The organism is Nocardioides sp. Z38_18 (assembly GCF_058215695.1).
Map to the genome: position 1 here is coordinate 1,672,992 of NZ_JBZAJE010000002.1, position 14,696 is coordinate 1,687,687.

The window sequence follows — 14,696 nt, forward strand, 5'->3', positions numbered from 1 at the left end:
TCCCAGGAGCGCCGTACCCTGAACGGCGTGCCGGCGACGACAGTGAACCCCAGCCCGGATCCAGCGCTGGTGCGCAGGGCCCGCAAGGTCAACCGGGTGCTCGCCGAGACCTACCCGGACGCGCGCATCGAGCTCGACTTCGACGACCCGTTCCAGCTGCTCGTGGTCACGGTGCTCAGCGCCCAGACCACCGACCGCCGGGTGAACGCGGTGCGTCCCACCCTGTTCGCCGCCTACCCCGACCCTGAGGCGATGGCGGCGGCGCCGCGCGAGGACCTGGAGCGCATCGTCGGCCCGCTCGGGTTCTTCCGCGCCAAGACCGACGCGCTGCTCAAGCTCTCCGCCGCGCTCGTCTCCGACCACGGAGGACAGGTGCCGGCCAGCCTCGAGGAGCTGGTGAAGCTCCCCGGCGTGGGGCGCAAGACGGCCAACGTGGTGCTGGGCAACGGCTTCGGCGTCCCGGGCATCACCGTGGACACCCACTTCGGCCGGCTGGCCAGGCGCCTGGGGTGGACCGAGGAGACCGACGCCGTCAAGGTCGAGCACGCGGTCGGGGCGCTGTTCCCCAAGCGCGACTGGACCATGCTCAGCCACCACCTGATCTGGCACGGCCGCCGGGTGTGCCACGCCAAGAAGCCCGCCTGCGGCGCCTGCCCGGTGGCGCGCTGGTGCCCCTCCAACGGCCTCGGCCCCACCGACCCGGAGGTCGCCGCCGCCCTGGTGAAGACCCAGGGGCCCGCGTGAGCCTGCGCCTGGCAGGCGCGCTCGCCGCGCTCCTGCTCGTGGTCACGGGATGCTCCTCCACCGAGGAGCAGGCGAAGGAGCCCGACCGGCTGCCCGACGTCACCCTGGCCGCGCTCGGGAGCGGTCCGGCCCTGGACCTGTCCACGGTGCGGGGCCCGGCCGTGGTCAACCTGTGGGCCAGCTGGTGTGCCCCGTGCCGCCGGGAGCTGCCGATCTACCAGGAGTTCGCGGAGAAGTACGCCGGGAAGGTGAAGGTCATCGGGATCGACTTCCAGGACACCCAGACCCAGAAGGCGCGGAAGCTGATCCGTGACACGGGTGTCACCTACCCCCTCTACCGTGACCCCGACGGCCTGATGAAGGCCATCGGCCTGCCCCAGCTGATCCTGGTCGACGAGCAGGGCAACCGGGCGTATGAGAAGTACGTCGAGATCGTCTCGCTCGCGCAGCTCGAGAAGCTGGTCGACAAGCACCTGGAGGCCTCATGAGCACCACCGACGCCGGCTTCCCGGAGTGGCTCGAGCCGATCCGCGAGGGCGCCGCCTCGATCACCGCGGGCGACATCAGCAGGTTCGTCCCGCCGGAGGGTTCCCAGGCCCGCAAGGGCGCCGTGCTGATGCTCTTCGGCGAGGGACCCCTCGGTCCCGACCTGCTGCTCACCGAGCGCGCGCACGACATGCGCTCCCACCCCGCCCAGGTGTCCTTCCCCGGAGGGTCGATCGACCCCACCGACCCCACCCCCGTCGCGGCGGCGCTGCGCGAGGCCGAGGAGGAGACCGGGCTCGACCCCACGGGCGTGGAGGTCTTCGACACCCTGCCCGAGCTGTGGCTCCCGCCGAGCAACTTCGCGGTGACCACGGTCCTGGGCTGGTGGCGCGAGCCGTGCGAGGTCCGCGTGGTCGACCCGGCCGAGGTGCACTCCGTGCTCCGGGTGCCGATCGAGGAGCTCCTCGACCCCCAGCACCGGGTGACGGTCACCCACCCCCTCGGCTACAGCAGCCCCGGGTTCCTGATCGGCGACTCCAAGGACCTGATCCTGTGGGGTTTCACCGCGGGTCTGATCAACAAGCTGTTCGACCACGTGGGCCTGACTCGTCCGTGGGACGCGTCCGTGGAGCAGGAATTGCCCGACTACATGCTGGGCCTGAGTCAAGATTGACCCCGTCACCTGCCGGACCGCCCCATCAGACCGCCCGACAGACCGCCCGAAAGACCGCCCGAAAGACCGCTGAGAGGCACCCATGAACTTCCTCGACTGGTGCCTGGTCGTGCTCACGCTGGCCTATGCGCTCTCCGGTTACTGGCAGGGCTTCATCACCGGCGCGTTCGCCACCACGGGCCTGCTGCTCGGCGGCCTGGGTGGGATCTGGCTCGCCCCGATCCTGCTCGGTGACGCCGCGCCCTCCCTGTGGGTCTCGCTGGGGGCGCTGTTCGTCGTACTCGTGATGGCCTCGATGGGGCAGGCGATCCTGCAGTTCGTCGGTGCCCGCCTGCGCGACCGGGTGACCTGGCAACCGGCGCGGGCCGTGGACGCCGTCGGTGGCGCCGCGCTCAGCGTGGTGGCCGTGCTGCTCGTCGCGTGGACGCTGGGCGTGGCGATCAGCGGCTCCCGGATCCCGGGGATCAGCCCCCAGGTGCGCGAGTCGCGGGTCCTGGTCGGGGTCAACGACGTGATGCCGGCGCGGGCGCAGCAGGCGCTGCGCTCCTTCGACGACGTGGTCGGCTCCAGCTTCTTCCCGCGCTACCTCGAGCCGTTCGCTCCCGAGCGCATCGTCAGCGTCCCGCAGGCGCAGCGCCGGCTGCTGCGCGACCCGGACATCCGGGACGCCGCCAGGAGCGTGTTCAAGATCCGCAGCAACAACCGCTGCGGGAGCGGCGTGGAGGGGACCGGCTTCCTCTACGCGCCGAACAAGCTGATGACCAACGCGCACGTGGTGGCCGGGGTCACCGAGCCGCTGGTGCAGGTCGACGACCGCTCGGTGCGGGCGACGGTCGTCTACTACAACTCCGACATCGACGTCGCCGTGCTCGACGTCCCCCGCCTGGACGGACCCACGATCCGGTTCGACCTCGGGGGCGAGGAGCGCGAGCAGGGGGCTGTGCTCGGGTTCCCCCAGGACGGGCCCTTCGACGCCCAGCCGGCGCGGATCCGCAGCGACCAGCGGCTGCGCTCGCCCGACATCTACGGGAACGGGACCGTGACCCGGCACGTGTTCGCCCTGCGGGGGCTGATCCGCCCGGGCAACTCGGGCGGGCCGCTGGTCTCGACCGAGGGGCGCGTGCTCGGCGTGATCTTCGCGGCCTCGGTCAGTGACCGGGACACCGGGTACGCCCTCACCGCCGACCAGGTCCGCCAGGCGGCGGCACGGGGCCTGAACGCGACCGAGAGGGTCTCGAGCGGGAACTGCGCGTAGCGCCGCTCCCGGGGCCTCAGCCGCGCTTGAGCAGTGCCTTGTTCTGCTTGGCCTGCTCGATGGAGCGCTCGGGTGCCTTGACCTGCTTGAGCTTGCGGACGCCGATGAAGGCCAGCAGGCCGGCGATCAGCACGTAGGCGGCGAACACGATCAGGTAGCACCACGCCAGGTCGAGACCGGTCATGTGCAGGAAGTAGGCGATCGCCACGGAGAGCATGATGATCGCCAGGAGGCCGAGGAACGCGGCGCCTGCGAACAGGGCGATGCTCATCCCACCTGCCCGGACCGAGACCTTCAGCTCTGACTTGGCCAGGGCGATCTCGCTCTGGATCAGGCTGGAGACGTCCCGGCTGGCGTCGATGACGAGCTTGCCGATCGTGGGCTCCTCCGTGATCACGGAATCGCTTTGGGACATGGCAGGTGACTTCCCTTCGAGGAATTCTTGAGTCGGCTCGCACACTATCGCCCGATCCGCCGGTGACCACCCCGTCGGCTGTCCGTTTGGCCAGCCGCTGGGTGATCTGGAAGACTTCCCGGGGTTGGAGGGGAGCATTCCCTCGCGGCAACTCGGTGGCCATCTCGGTCCGACCCTGCGCCGCGAGACCCCGGCCCGGGGTCGTCGGTCGCCTGAAGGTGGCGAAGGCCTCCGGACCCCCAACACGATCAGGGCGTCTGCGCGTGCAGTCCCCGAGTCCGGAGGAAGAGTCGTGGACGTATCCCCCCTGGTGTGGTGGCTGACCATCGGCGTCACCAGCGCCGTCCTGCTGTTCGACATCGTCGTGATCGGCCGGCGCCCGCACGAGCCGTCCCGCAAGGAGGTCGGCGTCGCGCTCACCTTCTTCATCGGGCTGGCCGTCATCTTCGGCATCGGGGTCTGGGTGTTCTCCGGCCATCAGTACGGCACCGAGTTCTTCGCCGGCTGGCTGACCGAGTACTCCCTCTCGGTGGACAACCTGTTCATCTTCTTGATCATCATGAACAAGTTCGGCGTGCCCAAGCAGCTGCAGCAGAGCGCGCTGCTCGTCGGCATCGTGCTGGCGCTGATCATGCGCGGCATCTTCATCGCCGTCGGCGCGGCCGCGATCAACAACTTCAGCTGGGTCTTCTACATCTTCGGCCTCTTCCTGCTCTACACCGCGGTCAAGCTCGCCAAGGAGGGCGCGGAGGACGAGGACGAGGAGGACGAGTTCGAGGAGAACCGGCTGATCAAGCTGATCGAGCGCCGGTTCCCGGCCACCACCGAGTGGCACGGCACCAAGCTGCTCACGGTGGAGAACGGCAAGAAGGTGATCACGCCGATGTTCATCGTGATCGTCGCGCTCGGCACCACCGACCTGCTGTTCGCGCTCGACTCGATCCCGGCCATCTACGGGCTCACCAGCGAGCCCTACCTGGTGCTCACCGCGAACATCTTCGCGCTGATGGGGCTGCGGCAGCTCTACTTCCTGATCGGCGGCCTGCTGGAGCGGCTGGTCTACCTCTCCTACGGGCTCGCGTTCCTGCTCGGGTTCATCGGCGTCAAGCTGATCCTGCACGCGATGCACGAGAACGAGCTGGCGTTCATCAACGGCGGCGAGCACATCAAGTGGGCCCCGGAGATCCCGATCTGGCTCTCGCTGACGGTCATCGTGGGCACCCTGGTCGTCACCACGATCCTGAGCCTGTGGAAGTCCCGCAGCATGAACGACAAGTCGCGCGACGAGGTCACCGGCCCACGACGTGACTGGGACAACGGCTGAGGCAGGCTCCAGGGGGAATCCGCCACCTCCGGGAGGCGTTGACCATGACAACCAGTCCTGAGCAACGAAGGGTGGTCACATGAAGATCCTCATGCTTGTGGGCAGCCTGCGTGCCGAGTCCCTGACCGGCCGGCTGACCGAGGCGATCGCACGGCTCGTCCCGGCGGGCGCGAGCGCCGAGGTGTACGCCGACCTCGGTGGTCTCCCGCACTACGACCAGGACCTCGACACCGACGACGCCCCCGAGGCGGTCGTCGCGTTCCGGGCGGCCGTCGCGGACGCTGACGCACTGCTGGTCGCGACCCCGGAGTACAACGGCTCCCTGCCCGGCGTACTGAAGAACGCCGTCGACTGGGCCTCCCGGCCCCGCGGGTCCGCGGTGATCGCCGGCAAGCCCGTCGCCGTGGTCTCGGTGAGCCCATCGCCGCGTGGCGCCCAGTGGGCCCGCGAGGACGCGACCAGGATCCTGCGTGTCGCCGGCGCCCTGCCCGTCGAGAACCCCGTCGGCATCCCCACGGCCCACGCCGCAGTCGTGGACGGCTTCTTCACCGACTTCCGAGTGGAGGCCAAGGTGAGGAACCTGCTGGCGTCCCTGGGCCAGGACATGAACCACAGCGACCCCCACGCAGCCTGAGACGATGCCCCGCCGCCTCCGCCGAGACGTCCCATCTGAAACCCGAAAACCCGCCGAGACGTCCCATCTGAAATTTCAGATGCGACGTCTCGGCGGGCTCGGGGGGCGGGCTGCCCTACTCCTTGGAGTCTGAGTCCATTCCCTTGCCGATCAGGTCCATCACCGTGGAGTCGGCGAGGGTGGTGACGTCACCGACCTCGCGGTGTTCGGCGACGTCCTTGAGCAGGCGGCGCATGATCTTGCCCGAACGGGTCTTCGGGAGCTCGGGCACGACCATCACCTGACGCGGCTTGGCGATCGCGCCGATCTCCTTCTGGACGTGCTGGCGCAGCTCCTGGATCAGCGATTCGGGGGCCTCCTCGCCCTCTTCGAGCGCGGACTCCTTGAGGATCACGAACGCGCACACCGCCTGGCCGGTGGTCTCGTCGGCAGCACCGACCACAGCGGCCTCGGCCACTTTGGGGTGCGAGACGAGTGCGGACTCGATCTCGGTCGTGGAGAGCCGGTGGCCGGAGACGTTCATGACGTCGTCGACGCGGCCGAGCAGCCAGATGTCACCGTCGTCGTCCTTCTTGGCGCCATCGCCGGCGAAGTAGAAGCCCTGCTTCTCGAAGCGCGACCAATAGGTGTCCTTGAACCGCTCGTCGTCGCCCCAGATGGTGCGCAGCATCGAGGGCCAGGGCTCCCGGATGACCAGGAAGCCGCCGGAGCCGTTCGGTACCGACTCACCCTCGTCGGTGACCACGTCGGTGACGATGCCGGGGATCGACTTCATCGCCGAGCCCGGCTTGGACGACGTGACGCCGGGAAGCGGGCTGATCATGATCGAGCCGGTCTCGGTCTGCCACCAGGTGTCGACGATCGGGGTCTCGCCCCGGCCGATGGTCTCGCGGTACCAGACGTAGGCCTCGGGGTTGATCGACTCGCCCACCGAGCCGAGCAGCCGCAGCTTGGACAGGTCGTGCTTGGTGGGGATGTCGTCGCCCCACTTCATGAACGTCCGGATCGCGGTCGGCGCGGTGTAGAAGATCGTGACGCCGTACTTCTCGCAGATCTCCCACCAGCGGCCCTTGTCCGGGGTGTCGGGGGTGCCCTCGTACATCACCGAGGTGGCCTGGTTGGCGAGCGGGCCGTAGACGCCGTACGAGTGGCCGGTCACCCAGCCGACGTCGGCGGTGCACCAGTAGACGTCGTCCTCCTTGAGGTCGAAGATCCCCCAGTGCGTGTACGCGCAGCCGACCAGGTAGCCGCCGGTGGTGTGCAGGATGCCCTTGGGCTTGCCGGTGGTGCCGGAGGTGTACATCACGTAGAGCGGGTGCTCGGAGTCGAAGAACTCGCACTCGTGCTCGGTGGACTGGGAGTCGACCAGCTCGTGCCACCACACGTCGCGGTCGTCGTTCCACTCCACGTCCTCGCCCGTACGACGGACCACCAGCACCTTGCGGACCTCGTGGTCCTTGTCCGCGGCCTTCTCGCAGGCCTCGTCCACCGCCGGCTTCAGGGCCGAGGGCGCACCGCGCCGGTAGCCGCCGTCGGAGGTGATCACGACCTGGGCGTCGCAGTCCGCGAGCCGGCTGGCCAGGGCGTCGGAGGAGAACCCGCCGAAGACCACCGTGTGCGGGGCGCCGATCCGGGCGCACGCGAGCATCGCGATCGCGGTCTCCGGGATCATCGGCATGTAGATCGCGACCCGGTCACCGGTCTGCACGCCGAGCTCGATGAGCGCGTTCGCGGCCTTGCAGACCTCGTCCTTGAGGTCGGCGTAGGTCAGGTCGCGGGTGTCGTCCTCGGGCTCGCCGACCCAGTGGAACGCGACCTTGTCGCCGGCGCCGTTCTCGACGTGGCGGTCGACGCAGTTGTAGGCCGCGTTGATCTTGCCGCCGACGAACCACTTCGCGAACGGGGGGTTGTCCCAGTCGAGCACCTGGTCCCACTTGGTGTCCCAGTCGAGTCGCTCGGCCTGCTTCTCCCAGAAGGCCAGCCGGTCCTTCTCCGCCTCGTCGTAGGCGTCGGCCGTGAGGTTTGCCTGCTCCGCGAACTCGGCCGGCGGGTCGAACCGGCGCTCCTCGTTCGCCAGGTTGGCCAGGGTCCCGTTGGACTCGTCGCTCATCGGTGTCGCTCCTCGTGTCCTGTGGTTGGTGTCACGTTCGGTGTCTCGAAACCTACTCTCCGGGCAGCGTCCGGACGACCCCGTGGGACCGCCCGGACGCTTGCACGCGAGCGCCCGGGTCAGTGGCTGACCGCAGCCTCCGATCCCGCACCCGTGAGGGCGCGCACCTCGAGCTCGGTGTAGCGCTCCTCGGACTCGGGCTCCTTGGAGGTGACCGAGCCGATGTAGCCGAGCAGGAAGCCGAGCGGGATCGAGACGATGCCCGGGTTCTCCAGCGGGAACCAGGAGATGTCGATGCTGGTCGGCAGGATCGACAGGTTCTTCCCGGAGGGGTCCAGGCCCTTGCCGGACATGATCGGGCTGAAGATCACCAGTCCGACCGATGAGATGAGGCCGCCGTAGATGCTCCACACCGCCCCGCGGGTGTTGAACCGGCGCCAGAACATGTTGTAGACGATCGCCGGCAGGTTCGCCGAGGCGGCGACCGCGAAGGCCAGCGCCACCAGGAAGGCGATGTTGAGCTTCTGGGCCGGGATCGCCAGCAGGATCGCCACCAGGCCGATCACACCGGCAGCGATGCGGGCGACCTTGAGCTCCTCGCGCTCGGTGGCCTTCCCCTTGCGCCACACGCTGTTGTAGAGGTCGTGGGCCACGCTGGCGCTCGAGGTGAGCGTCAGGCCCGCGACCACCGCGAGGATGGTGGCGAAGGCGACCGCCGCGATCAGCGCCAGCAGGATCGCGCCACCGGTGGAGCCGGCACCGCCACCGACCGTCTCGGCGAGCAGCGGTGAGGCCAGGTTGCCGCCGGAGGCCGCGGTGCGCTCCATGTCGCCCTTGTTCAGCAGCGCCGCGGCACCGAAGCCGAGGACCAGCGTGAACAGGTAGAAGACGCCGATCAGCCCGATCGCCCAGAGCACGGACTTGCGGGCGTCTCGCGACGTCGGGACCGTGTAGAAGCGGATCAGGATGTGCGGCAGGCCGGCCGTGCCGAGCACCAGCGCGATGCCGAGGCTGAGGAAGTCGATCTTGCTGGTCGTGGTCGCGCCGTACTTCAGGCCGGGCTCCAGGAACGACGACCCCTTGCCGCTGTTGGTGGCGGCGGTGCCGAGGAGGTCGGAGAGGTTGAAGTTGAACTCGATCAGCACGAGTACGACGATCAGCGCGGATCCGGCCATCAGCAGGACCGCCTTGACGATCTGCACCCAGGTGGTGCCCTTCATCCCGCCGACGGTCACGTAGAAGACCATCAGGATGCCGACCGCGAAGATGGTCAGGTTGATCGCCGTCTGGCTGTCGACGCCGAGCAGCAGCGAGACCAGCGTGCCCGCACCGACCATCTGGGCGAGCAGGTAGAAGATCGAGACGACCACCGTCGAGGTCGCGGCGGCCTGACGCACCGGCCGCTGCTTCATCCGGTAGGCGAGCTGGTCGGCCATCGTGTAGCGACCGGAGTTGCGGAGCACCTCGGCGACGAGGAGCAGCGCGACCAGCCACGCGACCAGGAACCCGATCGAGTAGAGGAAACCGTCGTAGCCGGACAGGGCGATCGCTCCGGAGATGCCGAGGAACGAGGCCGCCGACATGTAGTCGCCGCCGATCGCGAGGCCGTTCTGGAAGCCGCTGAAGCTGCGGCCGCCCGCGTAGTAGTCGGCGGCGCCGCTGGTCTGCCGGCTGGCCCAGAAGGTGATGCCGATGGTCAGTGCGACCACGGCGAGGAACAGGCTGCTGGTGAGCAGCTGGTGGTCTGCGGCCATCACGACGAGCTGGCCGTTGACGTGGGTGCTCATGCGTCCTCACCTCGGTTGTTGCGGTTCTGCTCGTAGTCCTCGTTGAGCTGGCGGGCCAGCGGGTCGAGGTTCTTGGTGGAGTAGTTGCTGTAGATCCACGCGAGGATGAAGGTCGTCGCGAACTGGAGCAGGCCGAAGACCAGGGCGACGTTGATGTTGCCGACGAGCTTGTGGGCCATGAAGTCGGTGGCCCAGTTCGACATCACCACGTAGAGCAGGTACCAGACCAGGAAGGCGATGGTCGCCGGGAACGCGAACCCGCGGTACCGGCGGCGCAGCTCGGCGAACTCGGCCGTCTCGGCCAGGCGGTCGTAGACCGGATCGTGTCGTGAGGCTTGATATGAGACGTTCCCGGGACGGCGTTCCGTGCTCGGTTCGGACATGGCGTGGCACCCTTCGAAGGAGTCGCTGTGATGCACGTCACCGTGGCAGCCGCGCCGACCGGGCGCCACAGCCGCGCGGCAGCCGCTCGGCAGGCGGGCGCCGCGCATCGCCCAGCGGTCGATGGAGTACGACGAACGGTCACCCAGCGGGCCGGGCTCATGCTCAGCCGCGGTCGAGCTGGACCGTCTCCGGGGTGTGCAGCCGGACCATGAACCGCTTGGTGTGCGCCGGGACCCTGTGCCGGGTGAGCCGCGAGACCACCACCATCGTGGCGAACGACAACGGCACCGCCCAGGCGGCCGGCTGGTCCACCAGCGCGGCGAACCAGCCGCCGGAGCGGTCCGTGAGCAGGTTGTCCACGACGGCGCCCCCGGTGAGCGCACCACCCACCAGCAGGCCTGCCAGCGCGCCGGCGTCGGTGAGGCCGCGCCACCAGATGCCGAGCACCAGCAGCGGGCAGAACGTGGCCGCGGCCATCGCGAACGCCAGCCCGACCACGGTGGCCACCGCCACGTCGCGGGCGAGGAGCGCGAGCAGGAACGGCACCACCACCGCCACCACGGCGCTGAGCCGGAACGCGGTGACTCCTTCGACACGCTTGCTCATCACGTCCTGGGTGATCACCCCGGCGACCGCGATGGTCAGACCCGAGCTGGTGGCCAGGAAGGCGGCGAACGCACCGGCGGTGAGGAGCGCCGTGAGCAGCTCGCCGCCGAGGTCGCCGATCATCCGCGAGGGCAGCTCGAGCACGACCGAGTCCGCCTGCCCGCTGCCGACGAGGTCGGGGGCGTAGAGACGGCCGAGGGCGGCGTACACCGGCGGGAGGACGTAGAACAGCCCCAGCAGCGCAAGCACTGCCACGGTCGTCTGCCTGGCCGCGCGGCCGTCGGGGTTGGTGTAGAAGCGCACCACCACGTGCGGCAGCCCCATCGTGCCGAGGAAGGTCGCGATCATCAGGGAGTACGTCGAGTACAGCGGGTGGTCTCCCGCGAACGCGATCGGGTCCGCCCACGACTCCCCGGACAGGCCCCCCACGAACAGGGCCGGGTCGGCCGGGGAGCGGCCGCCGTCACCGAGCCAGACGATGACCAGGAACACCAGCGGGACCAGGAGCGCGACCAGCTTGAGCCAGTACTGGAAGGCCTGGACGAAGGTGATCGAGCGCATCCCGCCCGAGAGCACGTTGAGGAGTACGACGACCGCGACCACCAGGCCGCCTGCCCAGGCAGGGAGGCCGGTCGCCGTCCGCAGGGCCACTCCGGCGCCCTGCAGCTGCGGCATCACGTAGAGCCAGCCGATCGCCACCACCATCACCGAGGCGAGCGTGCGGACCGTGCGCGAGTCGAGCCGGGCCTCGGCGAAGTCGGGCAGCGTGTAGGCGCCCGAGCGGCGCAGCGGGGCGGCCACCAGCACGAGCAGGACGAGGTAGCCGGCGGTCCAGCCGACCGGGTACCAGAGCATCTCCGCGCCGAAGGTGAGCACCAGCCCGGCGATCCCGAGGAAGGACGCCGCGGAGAGGTACTCCCCGCTGATCGCGGACGCGTTGAGCCCGGGGCGTACCGAGCGTGAGGCGACGAAGAAATCCGACGTGGTCCGGCTGAACTTCAGCCCCCACGTGCCGATCGCCAACGTGGCGATGGTGACGAGCACGACCGCGACGAAGCCGAAGGCGAGGTTCACGGCCCGCCGCCGACGGGCCTCATGACCGCTCGACCACCCGGGCGAAGGCCCGCTCGTTGCGGTCGGCCCGACGCTGGTAGCGCCATCCCAGCGCGACCAGCACCGGGTAGCAGCCGAACGCGAGGACTCCCCACGAGACCGGCATCCCGAGCACCTGCCGGGTGGTCAGGGCCGGGACGAGGGTGAACACCAGTGGGAGCAGGCCGATGGTGAGCGCGAGCAGCGCCAGGGTCCCGAGCGCGAGCCGGAGCTGGGCCCGCAGCAGGGTGCTGACGTAGATGTCGCCGACCTCGCTCTGCGCGTCGATCTCGGAGGTGGCGCTGGGACGGGGATGCAGCCGCGGTCGCTCGGTCCAGGGGCTGGTGACGCGGACGCGCTGCGGGGGTGGCTGGTGTGTTTCCTGGGCGGGTCCCTGGGACGGGGTCTGGCTCATCAGGTCGCCCCGGGCCGCGCGGCCCGGACCAGGAGGTCCCTCAGCTCGCGGGTGTGGCGACGGCTGACCTGCAGCTCGCGGCCGTCGACCAGCACCGAGCACCGGCCGGCGTCGACGCGCACCTCCTCCACGAACCCGGTCGCGATCAGCAGCGAGCGGTGGATCCGCACGAAGCCGGCGTCGGCCCAGTCGGCCTCGAGCTGGCTCAGCGGTACCCGGACGAGGTGGGTCCCCTCGGCCGTGTGCAGCCGGGCGTAGTCGCCCTCGGCCTCGACGTAGCGGATCTGCGAGAGCGGCACGAACCGAGTCACCCCGCCGAGCTCGACGGCCACCTGCGCCTCGGCCTGCTCCGCCGGCGCGACGGCGATGATCCGGCGTACGGCCTCGGCAAGGCGCTCCGAGCGCACCGGCTTGAGCACGTAGTCCACGGCGTTGAGGTCGAACGCGTCCACGGCGTGCTGCTCGTGGGCGGTCACGAAGACGGTGGCTGGGGGTGTCCGGAAGCGCGACAGCACCTGCGCGAGCTCGATGCCGGTGAGGCCCGGCATCTGCACGTCGAGGAACACGGCGTCGACCTCGAGCTGCTGGAGCAGCCGCAGCGCCTCGGTCGAGGAGTCGGTGGTGTGCACCTCCGCGATGCGCTCGTCGCGCTCGAGCAGGTAGCGCAGCTCGTCGAGGGCGGGCCGCTCGTCGTCGATGACCAGCACCCGCAGGGCCGCCGGGAGGGCGCTCACGGTGCGACCCCGGGGGCGAACTTCGGCACGCGTACGACGACCTTGGTGCCGGCGCCGCGTGCTGTCTCCACCACCAGACCGTATTCGTCACCGAAGGTGGTGCGCAGCCGCTCGTCCACGTTGGCGAGCCCGACCGACTCGCCTCCGGACTCCCCGGCGAGCACGGCCCGGATCCGTTCGGGGTCCTGGCCGGCGCCGTCGTCCTCGATCGAGATGAGGCACTCGCGGTCGGAGTCGCGGGCGACGATGGAGATGTGGCCTCCCCGCGCAAGGGGGCCGAGGCCGTGCTGCACCGCGTTCTCCACGAGCGGCTGCAGGCACAGGAACGGGATGTTCACGCCGAGCACCTCCGGCGCCACCTGCAGGGTGACTCGCAACCGGTCGCCGAAGCGGGCCTGCTCGAGCAGCAGGTAGCGCTCCACCGAGCGCAGCTCCTCGGCCAGGGTGGTGAAGTCGCCGTGCTGGCGGAACGAGTACCGGGTGAAGTCGGCGAACTCCAGCAGCAGGTCGCGCGCCCGGTCGGGGTCGGTGCGCACGAACGAGGCGATCGCGCCGAGGGAGTTGTAGATGAAGTGCGGGCTGATCTGCGCCCGCAGCGCCCGCACCTCGGCGCGCACCAGCCGGTGCCGCGACTCGTCGAGCTCGGCGAGCTCGAGCTGCCCCGAGACCCAGGCCGCGACCTCCTCGGTGGCGCGCAGCAGGCTCGCGGAGGCCTCGTCGGTGAGTGCGACCAGCGCGCCGGCGACCCGGTCGTCGACGACCAGCGGGCTCGCGATGGCGTGCTGGACCAGGCACCCCTCAGTCGAGCAGTCGAGGTCCGAGCGACCGGCCACGACGGTGCTCGCGGCCTCCACGGCGCGCCGGGCCAGCTCGCCCGCCTGGTCGGTGTGGTGGGTGGAGAGGCCGTCGTACCCGAGCAGGGTGTGGGTGTCGGCGATCGCCACGGCCGGGGTGCCGAGGAGGTTGCGCAGGTGCCGCAGGCTGCGCTCGACCGACTCGGCGTTCAGCCCCTGGCGTAGTGCGGGGGAGGCCAGCGAGGCCGTGTGCAGCGTCCGGAAGGTGGCGAGGTCGGCGTCGCTGCCGAGCTGCCGGGCGTACCACCGGCTCCGGAGAGCCTCGAAGGCCACGGCTAGCTCACCGGAAGTCGATCAGCTGGGTGCCCGGGTCCTCCGGGGGCTTGCGCTGCCTGGCGACCGGCAGGCCGGGCGCCTCCTCCTCGAGGCCGGGCGGCGGCACCTCGCGGCGCCGGGGCGGCGGTGGCTCGGGCGGCAGCTCCTGGTGGCGTACGACGGCCCGGTAGCACCTGGTCACCCAGGGCAGCTGCATCCCGTCGTGACCGCGGCCGTACTCGGCGTACAGGGAGTCGACCTTCGCCAGCACCCGGGCGCGCTCGGACTCGCTCATCGTCGCGACGTGGGCGACCGAGCGGGTCAGGTCGGCCAGGCTGGCGGCGGTGTGCGGCTGCCAGAACCGGAACTGGCTCTTCTCCACGAACCCGAAGTAGGGGGTCTCCATCAGCGGCATCGCGGCCTCGTCGCCGGTGCCCATGTCCGGTGAGATCAGGCCCTTGAGCCGGCGTACCCACGGGATGCTCACGTCGTAGGTGTTGTAGGCCAGCGCGAGCACGCCTCCGGGGCGCAGCACCCGGGCGATCTCGGCCAGTGCGAGGTCGTGGTCGAACCAGTGGAAGGACTGACCGCACACCACGAGGTCGACCGAGCGCGAACGCAGCGGGATGTGCTCCGCGGCGGCCAGCACGTGCGGGGCCGGGACCCGCCTGGCGAGGAGCGCGAGCATCTCGGGCAGCGGGTCCATCGCGAGGACGGCGTGGCCGGCGGCGTGCAGCGGCTCGGTGAGCTTGCCGGTCCCGGCACCGAGGTCGACCACGGTGGACCTCGCCGGCCCGGTCATCCAGGTGACCGCTTCCTCCGGGTACGACGGGCGGGCACGGTCGTAGGCATCGGCCACCGCCCCGAAGGACCGTGCAGGTGGCTGGTTCTGCTTGCTCCCGGGCTCGCTCATCGCGCTCGAAGTTAC

General features: G+C 70.0%; 15 protein-coding genes. 6 read left to right on the forward strand and 9 right to left on the reverse strand.

Going from position 1 to position 14,696, the window contains the following annotated elements; all coding sequences use genetic code 11:
* Positions 1 to 18: 18 nt before the first annotated feature.
* The 4 genes from nth to AC4BGC_RS19160 all read left to right on the forward strand — a co-directional run bounded on the left by nth (position 19) and on the right by AC4BGC_RS19160 (position 3,158).
* On the forward strand, positions 19 to 744 hold the full coding sequence (gene nth / locus AC4BGC_RS19145; protein ID WP_490549102.1) for an endonuclease III: 726 nt from the start codon (positions 19 to 21) through the stop codon (positions 742 to 744).
* The gene (locus AC4BGC_RS19150) at positions 741 to 1,232 is read left to right on the forward strand and encodes a TlpA family protein disulfide reductase (RefSeq protein ID WP_490557152.1); all 492 of its coding nucleotides are present in this window, start codon (positions 741 to 743) and stop codon (positions 1,230 to 1,232) included. Before nth ends, AC4BGC_RS19150 begins: the two co-directional genes overlap by 4 nt.
* On the forward strand, positions 1,229 to 1,903 hold the full coding sequence (locus AC4BGC_RS19155; protein ID WP_490557153.1) for an NUDIX hydrolase: 675 nt from the start codon (positions 1,229 to 1,231) through the stop codon (positions 1,901 to 1,903). The genes AC4BGC_RS19150 and AC4BGC_RS19155 overlap by 4 nt, the downstream gene beginning before the upstream one ends.
* A gap of 82 nt (positions 1,904 to 1,985) precedes the next feature.
* Positions 1,986 to 3,158: a MarP family serine protease gene (locus AC4BGC_RS19160; RefSeq protein ID WP_490549084.1), complete on the forward strand. Its 1,173-nt coding sequence runs from the start codon at positions 1,986 to 1,988 to the stop codon at positions 3,156 to 3,158.
* A gap of 16 nt (positions 3,159 to 3,174) precedes the next feature.
* On the opposite strand, the gene AC4BGC_RS19165 is transcribed toward AC4BGC_RS19160, so the two are convergent.
* Positions 3,175 to 3,573 carry a phage holin family protein gene (locus AC4BGC_RS19165; protein ID WP_490557154.1) on the reverse strand — a complete coding sequence of 133 codons (399 nt, stop codon included), beginning with the start codon at positions 3,571 to 3,573 and terminating at the stop codon, positions 3,175 to 3,177.
* Positions 3,574 to 3,865: 292 nt separating this feature from the next.
* Between AC4BGC_RS19165 and AC4BGC_RS19170 the strand changes: the two genes are divergently transcribed.
* Positions 3,866 to 4,897 (forward strand): TerC family protein, encoded by a 1,032-nt coding sequence (locus tag AC4BGC_RS19170; RefSeq protein WP_490557155.1) that lies wholly within the window; start codon positions 3,866 to 3,868, stop codon positions 4,895 to 4,897.
* Positions 4,898 to 4,976: 79 nt separating this feature from the next.
* The gene (locus AC4BGC_RS19175; RefSeq protein ID WP_490557156.1) at positions 4,977 to 5,531 is read left to right on the forward strand and encodes an NADPH-dependent FMN reductase; all 555 of its coding nucleotides are present in this window, start codon (positions 4,977 to 4,979) and stop codon (positions 5,529 to 5,531) included.
* Between the two features lie 115 nt (positions 5,532 to 5,646).
* On the opposite strand, the gene acs is transcribed toward AC4BGC_RS19175, so the two are convergent.
* The 8 genes from acs to AC4BGC_RS19215 all read right to left on the reverse strand — a co-directional run bounded on the left by acs (position 5,647) and on the right by AC4BGC_RS19215 (position 14,681).
* The gene (gene acs / locus AC4BGC_RS19180) at positions 5,647 to 7,641 is read right to left on the reverse strand and encodes an acetate--CoA ligase (RefSeq protein ID WP_490549080.1); all 1,995 of its coding nucleotides are present in this window, start codon (positions 7,639 to 7,641) and stop codon (positions 5,647 to 5,649) included.
* A 119-nt stretch (positions 7,642 to 7,760) separates the two neighbouring features.
* Positions 7,761 to 9,428, reverse strand: coding sequence for a solute symporter family protein (locus tag AC4BGC_RS19185; protein WP_490557157.1), 1,668 nt, complete (start codon positions 9,426 to 9,428; stop codon positions 7,761 to 7,763).
* Entirely contained in the window at positions 9,425 to 9,811 is a 387-nt protein-coding gene (locus tag AC4BGC_RS19190) for a DUF485 domain-containing protein (RefSeq protein WP_490549078.1), read from the reverse strand. Before AC4BGC_RS19190 ends, AC4BGC_RS19185 begins: the two co-directional genes overlap by 4 nt.
* A gap of 163 nt (positions 9,812 to 9,974) precedes the next feature.
* A complete protein-coding gene (locus tag AC4BGC_RS19195; RefSeq protein ID WP_490549077.1) occupies positions 9,975 to 11,492 on the reverse strand; it encodes a sodium/solute symporter in 1,518 nt (505 codons plus the stop codon).
* 19 nt (positions 11,493 to 11,511) lie between these two features.
* A complete protein-coding gene (locus AC4BGC_RS19200) occupies positions 11,512 to 11,925 on the reverse strand; it encodes a hypothetical protein (protein WP_490549076.1) in 414 nt (137 codons plus the stop codon).
* Positions 11,925 to 12,659 carry a LytR/AlgR family response regulator transcription factor gene (locus AC4BGC_RS19205; RefSeq protein ID WP_490549075.1) on the reverse strand — a complete coding sequence of 245 codons (735 nt, stop codon included), beginning with the start codon at positions 12,657 to 12,659 and terminating at the stop codon, positions 11,925 to 11,927. Before AC4BGC_RS19205 ends, AC4BGC_RS19200 begins: the two co-directional genes overlap by 1 nt.
* Positions 12,656 to 13,786 (reverse strand): sensor histidine kinase, encoded by a 1,131-nt coding sequence (locus AC4BGC_RS19210; protein WP_490549074.1) that lies wholly within the window; start codon positions 13,784 to 13,786, stop codon positions 12,656 to 12,658. Before AC4BGC_RS19210 ends, AC4BGC_RS19205 begins: the two co-directional genes overlap by 4 nt.
* A 7-nt stretch (positions 13,787 to 13,793) precedes the next feature.
* Positions 13,794 to 14,681 (reverse strand): class I SAM-dependent methyltransferase, encoded by an 888-nt coding sequence (locus tag AC4BGC_RS19215; protein WP_490549073.1) that lies wholly within the window; start codon positions 14,679 to 14,681, stop codon positions 13,794 to 13,796.
* Positions 14,682 to 14,696 lie beyond the last annotated feature (15 nt).

Excerpts from the sequence above, each read along its gene's own strand:
- AC4BGC_RS19185 (WP_490557157.1), bottom strand. The coding sequence starts at position 9,428 with ATGAGCACCCACGTCAACGGCCAGCTCGTCGTGATGGCCGCAGACCAC.
- acs (WP_490549080.1), bottom strand. The coding sequence starts at position 7,641 with ATGAGCGACGAGTCCAACGGGACCCTGGCCAACCTGGCGAACGAGGAG.
- AC4BGC_RS19155 (WP_490557153.1), top strand. The coding sequence starts at position 1,229 with ATGAGCACCACCGACGCCGGCTTCCCGGAGTGGCTCGAGCCGATCCGC.
- AC4BGC_RS19160 (WP_490549084.1), top strand. The coding sequence starts at position 1,986 with ATGAACTTCCTCGACTGGTGCCTGGTCGTGCTCACGCTGGCCTATGCG.
- AC4BGC_RS19190 (WP_490549078.1), bottom strand. The coding sequence starts at position 9,811 with ATGTCCGAACCGAGCACGGAACGCCGTCCCGGGAACGTCTCATATCAA.
- AC4BGC_RS19165 (WP_490557154.1), bottom strand. The coding sequence starts at position 3,573 with ATGTCCCAAAGCGATTCCGTGATCACGGAGGAGCCCACGATCGGCAAG.
- AC4BGC_RS19175 (WP_490557156.1), top strand. The coding sequence starts at position 4,977 with ATGAAGATCCTCATGCTTGTGGGCAGCCTGCGTGCCGAGTCCCTGACC.
- AC4BGC_RS19200 (WP_490549076.1), bottom strand. The coding sequence starts at position 11,925 with ATGAGCCAGACCCCGTCCCAGGGACCCGCCCAGGAAACACACCAGCCA.
- AC4BGC_RS19215 (WP_490549073.1), bottom strand. The coding sequence starts at position 14,681 with ATGAGCGAGCCCGGGAGCAAGCAGAACCAGCCACCTGCACGGTCCTTC.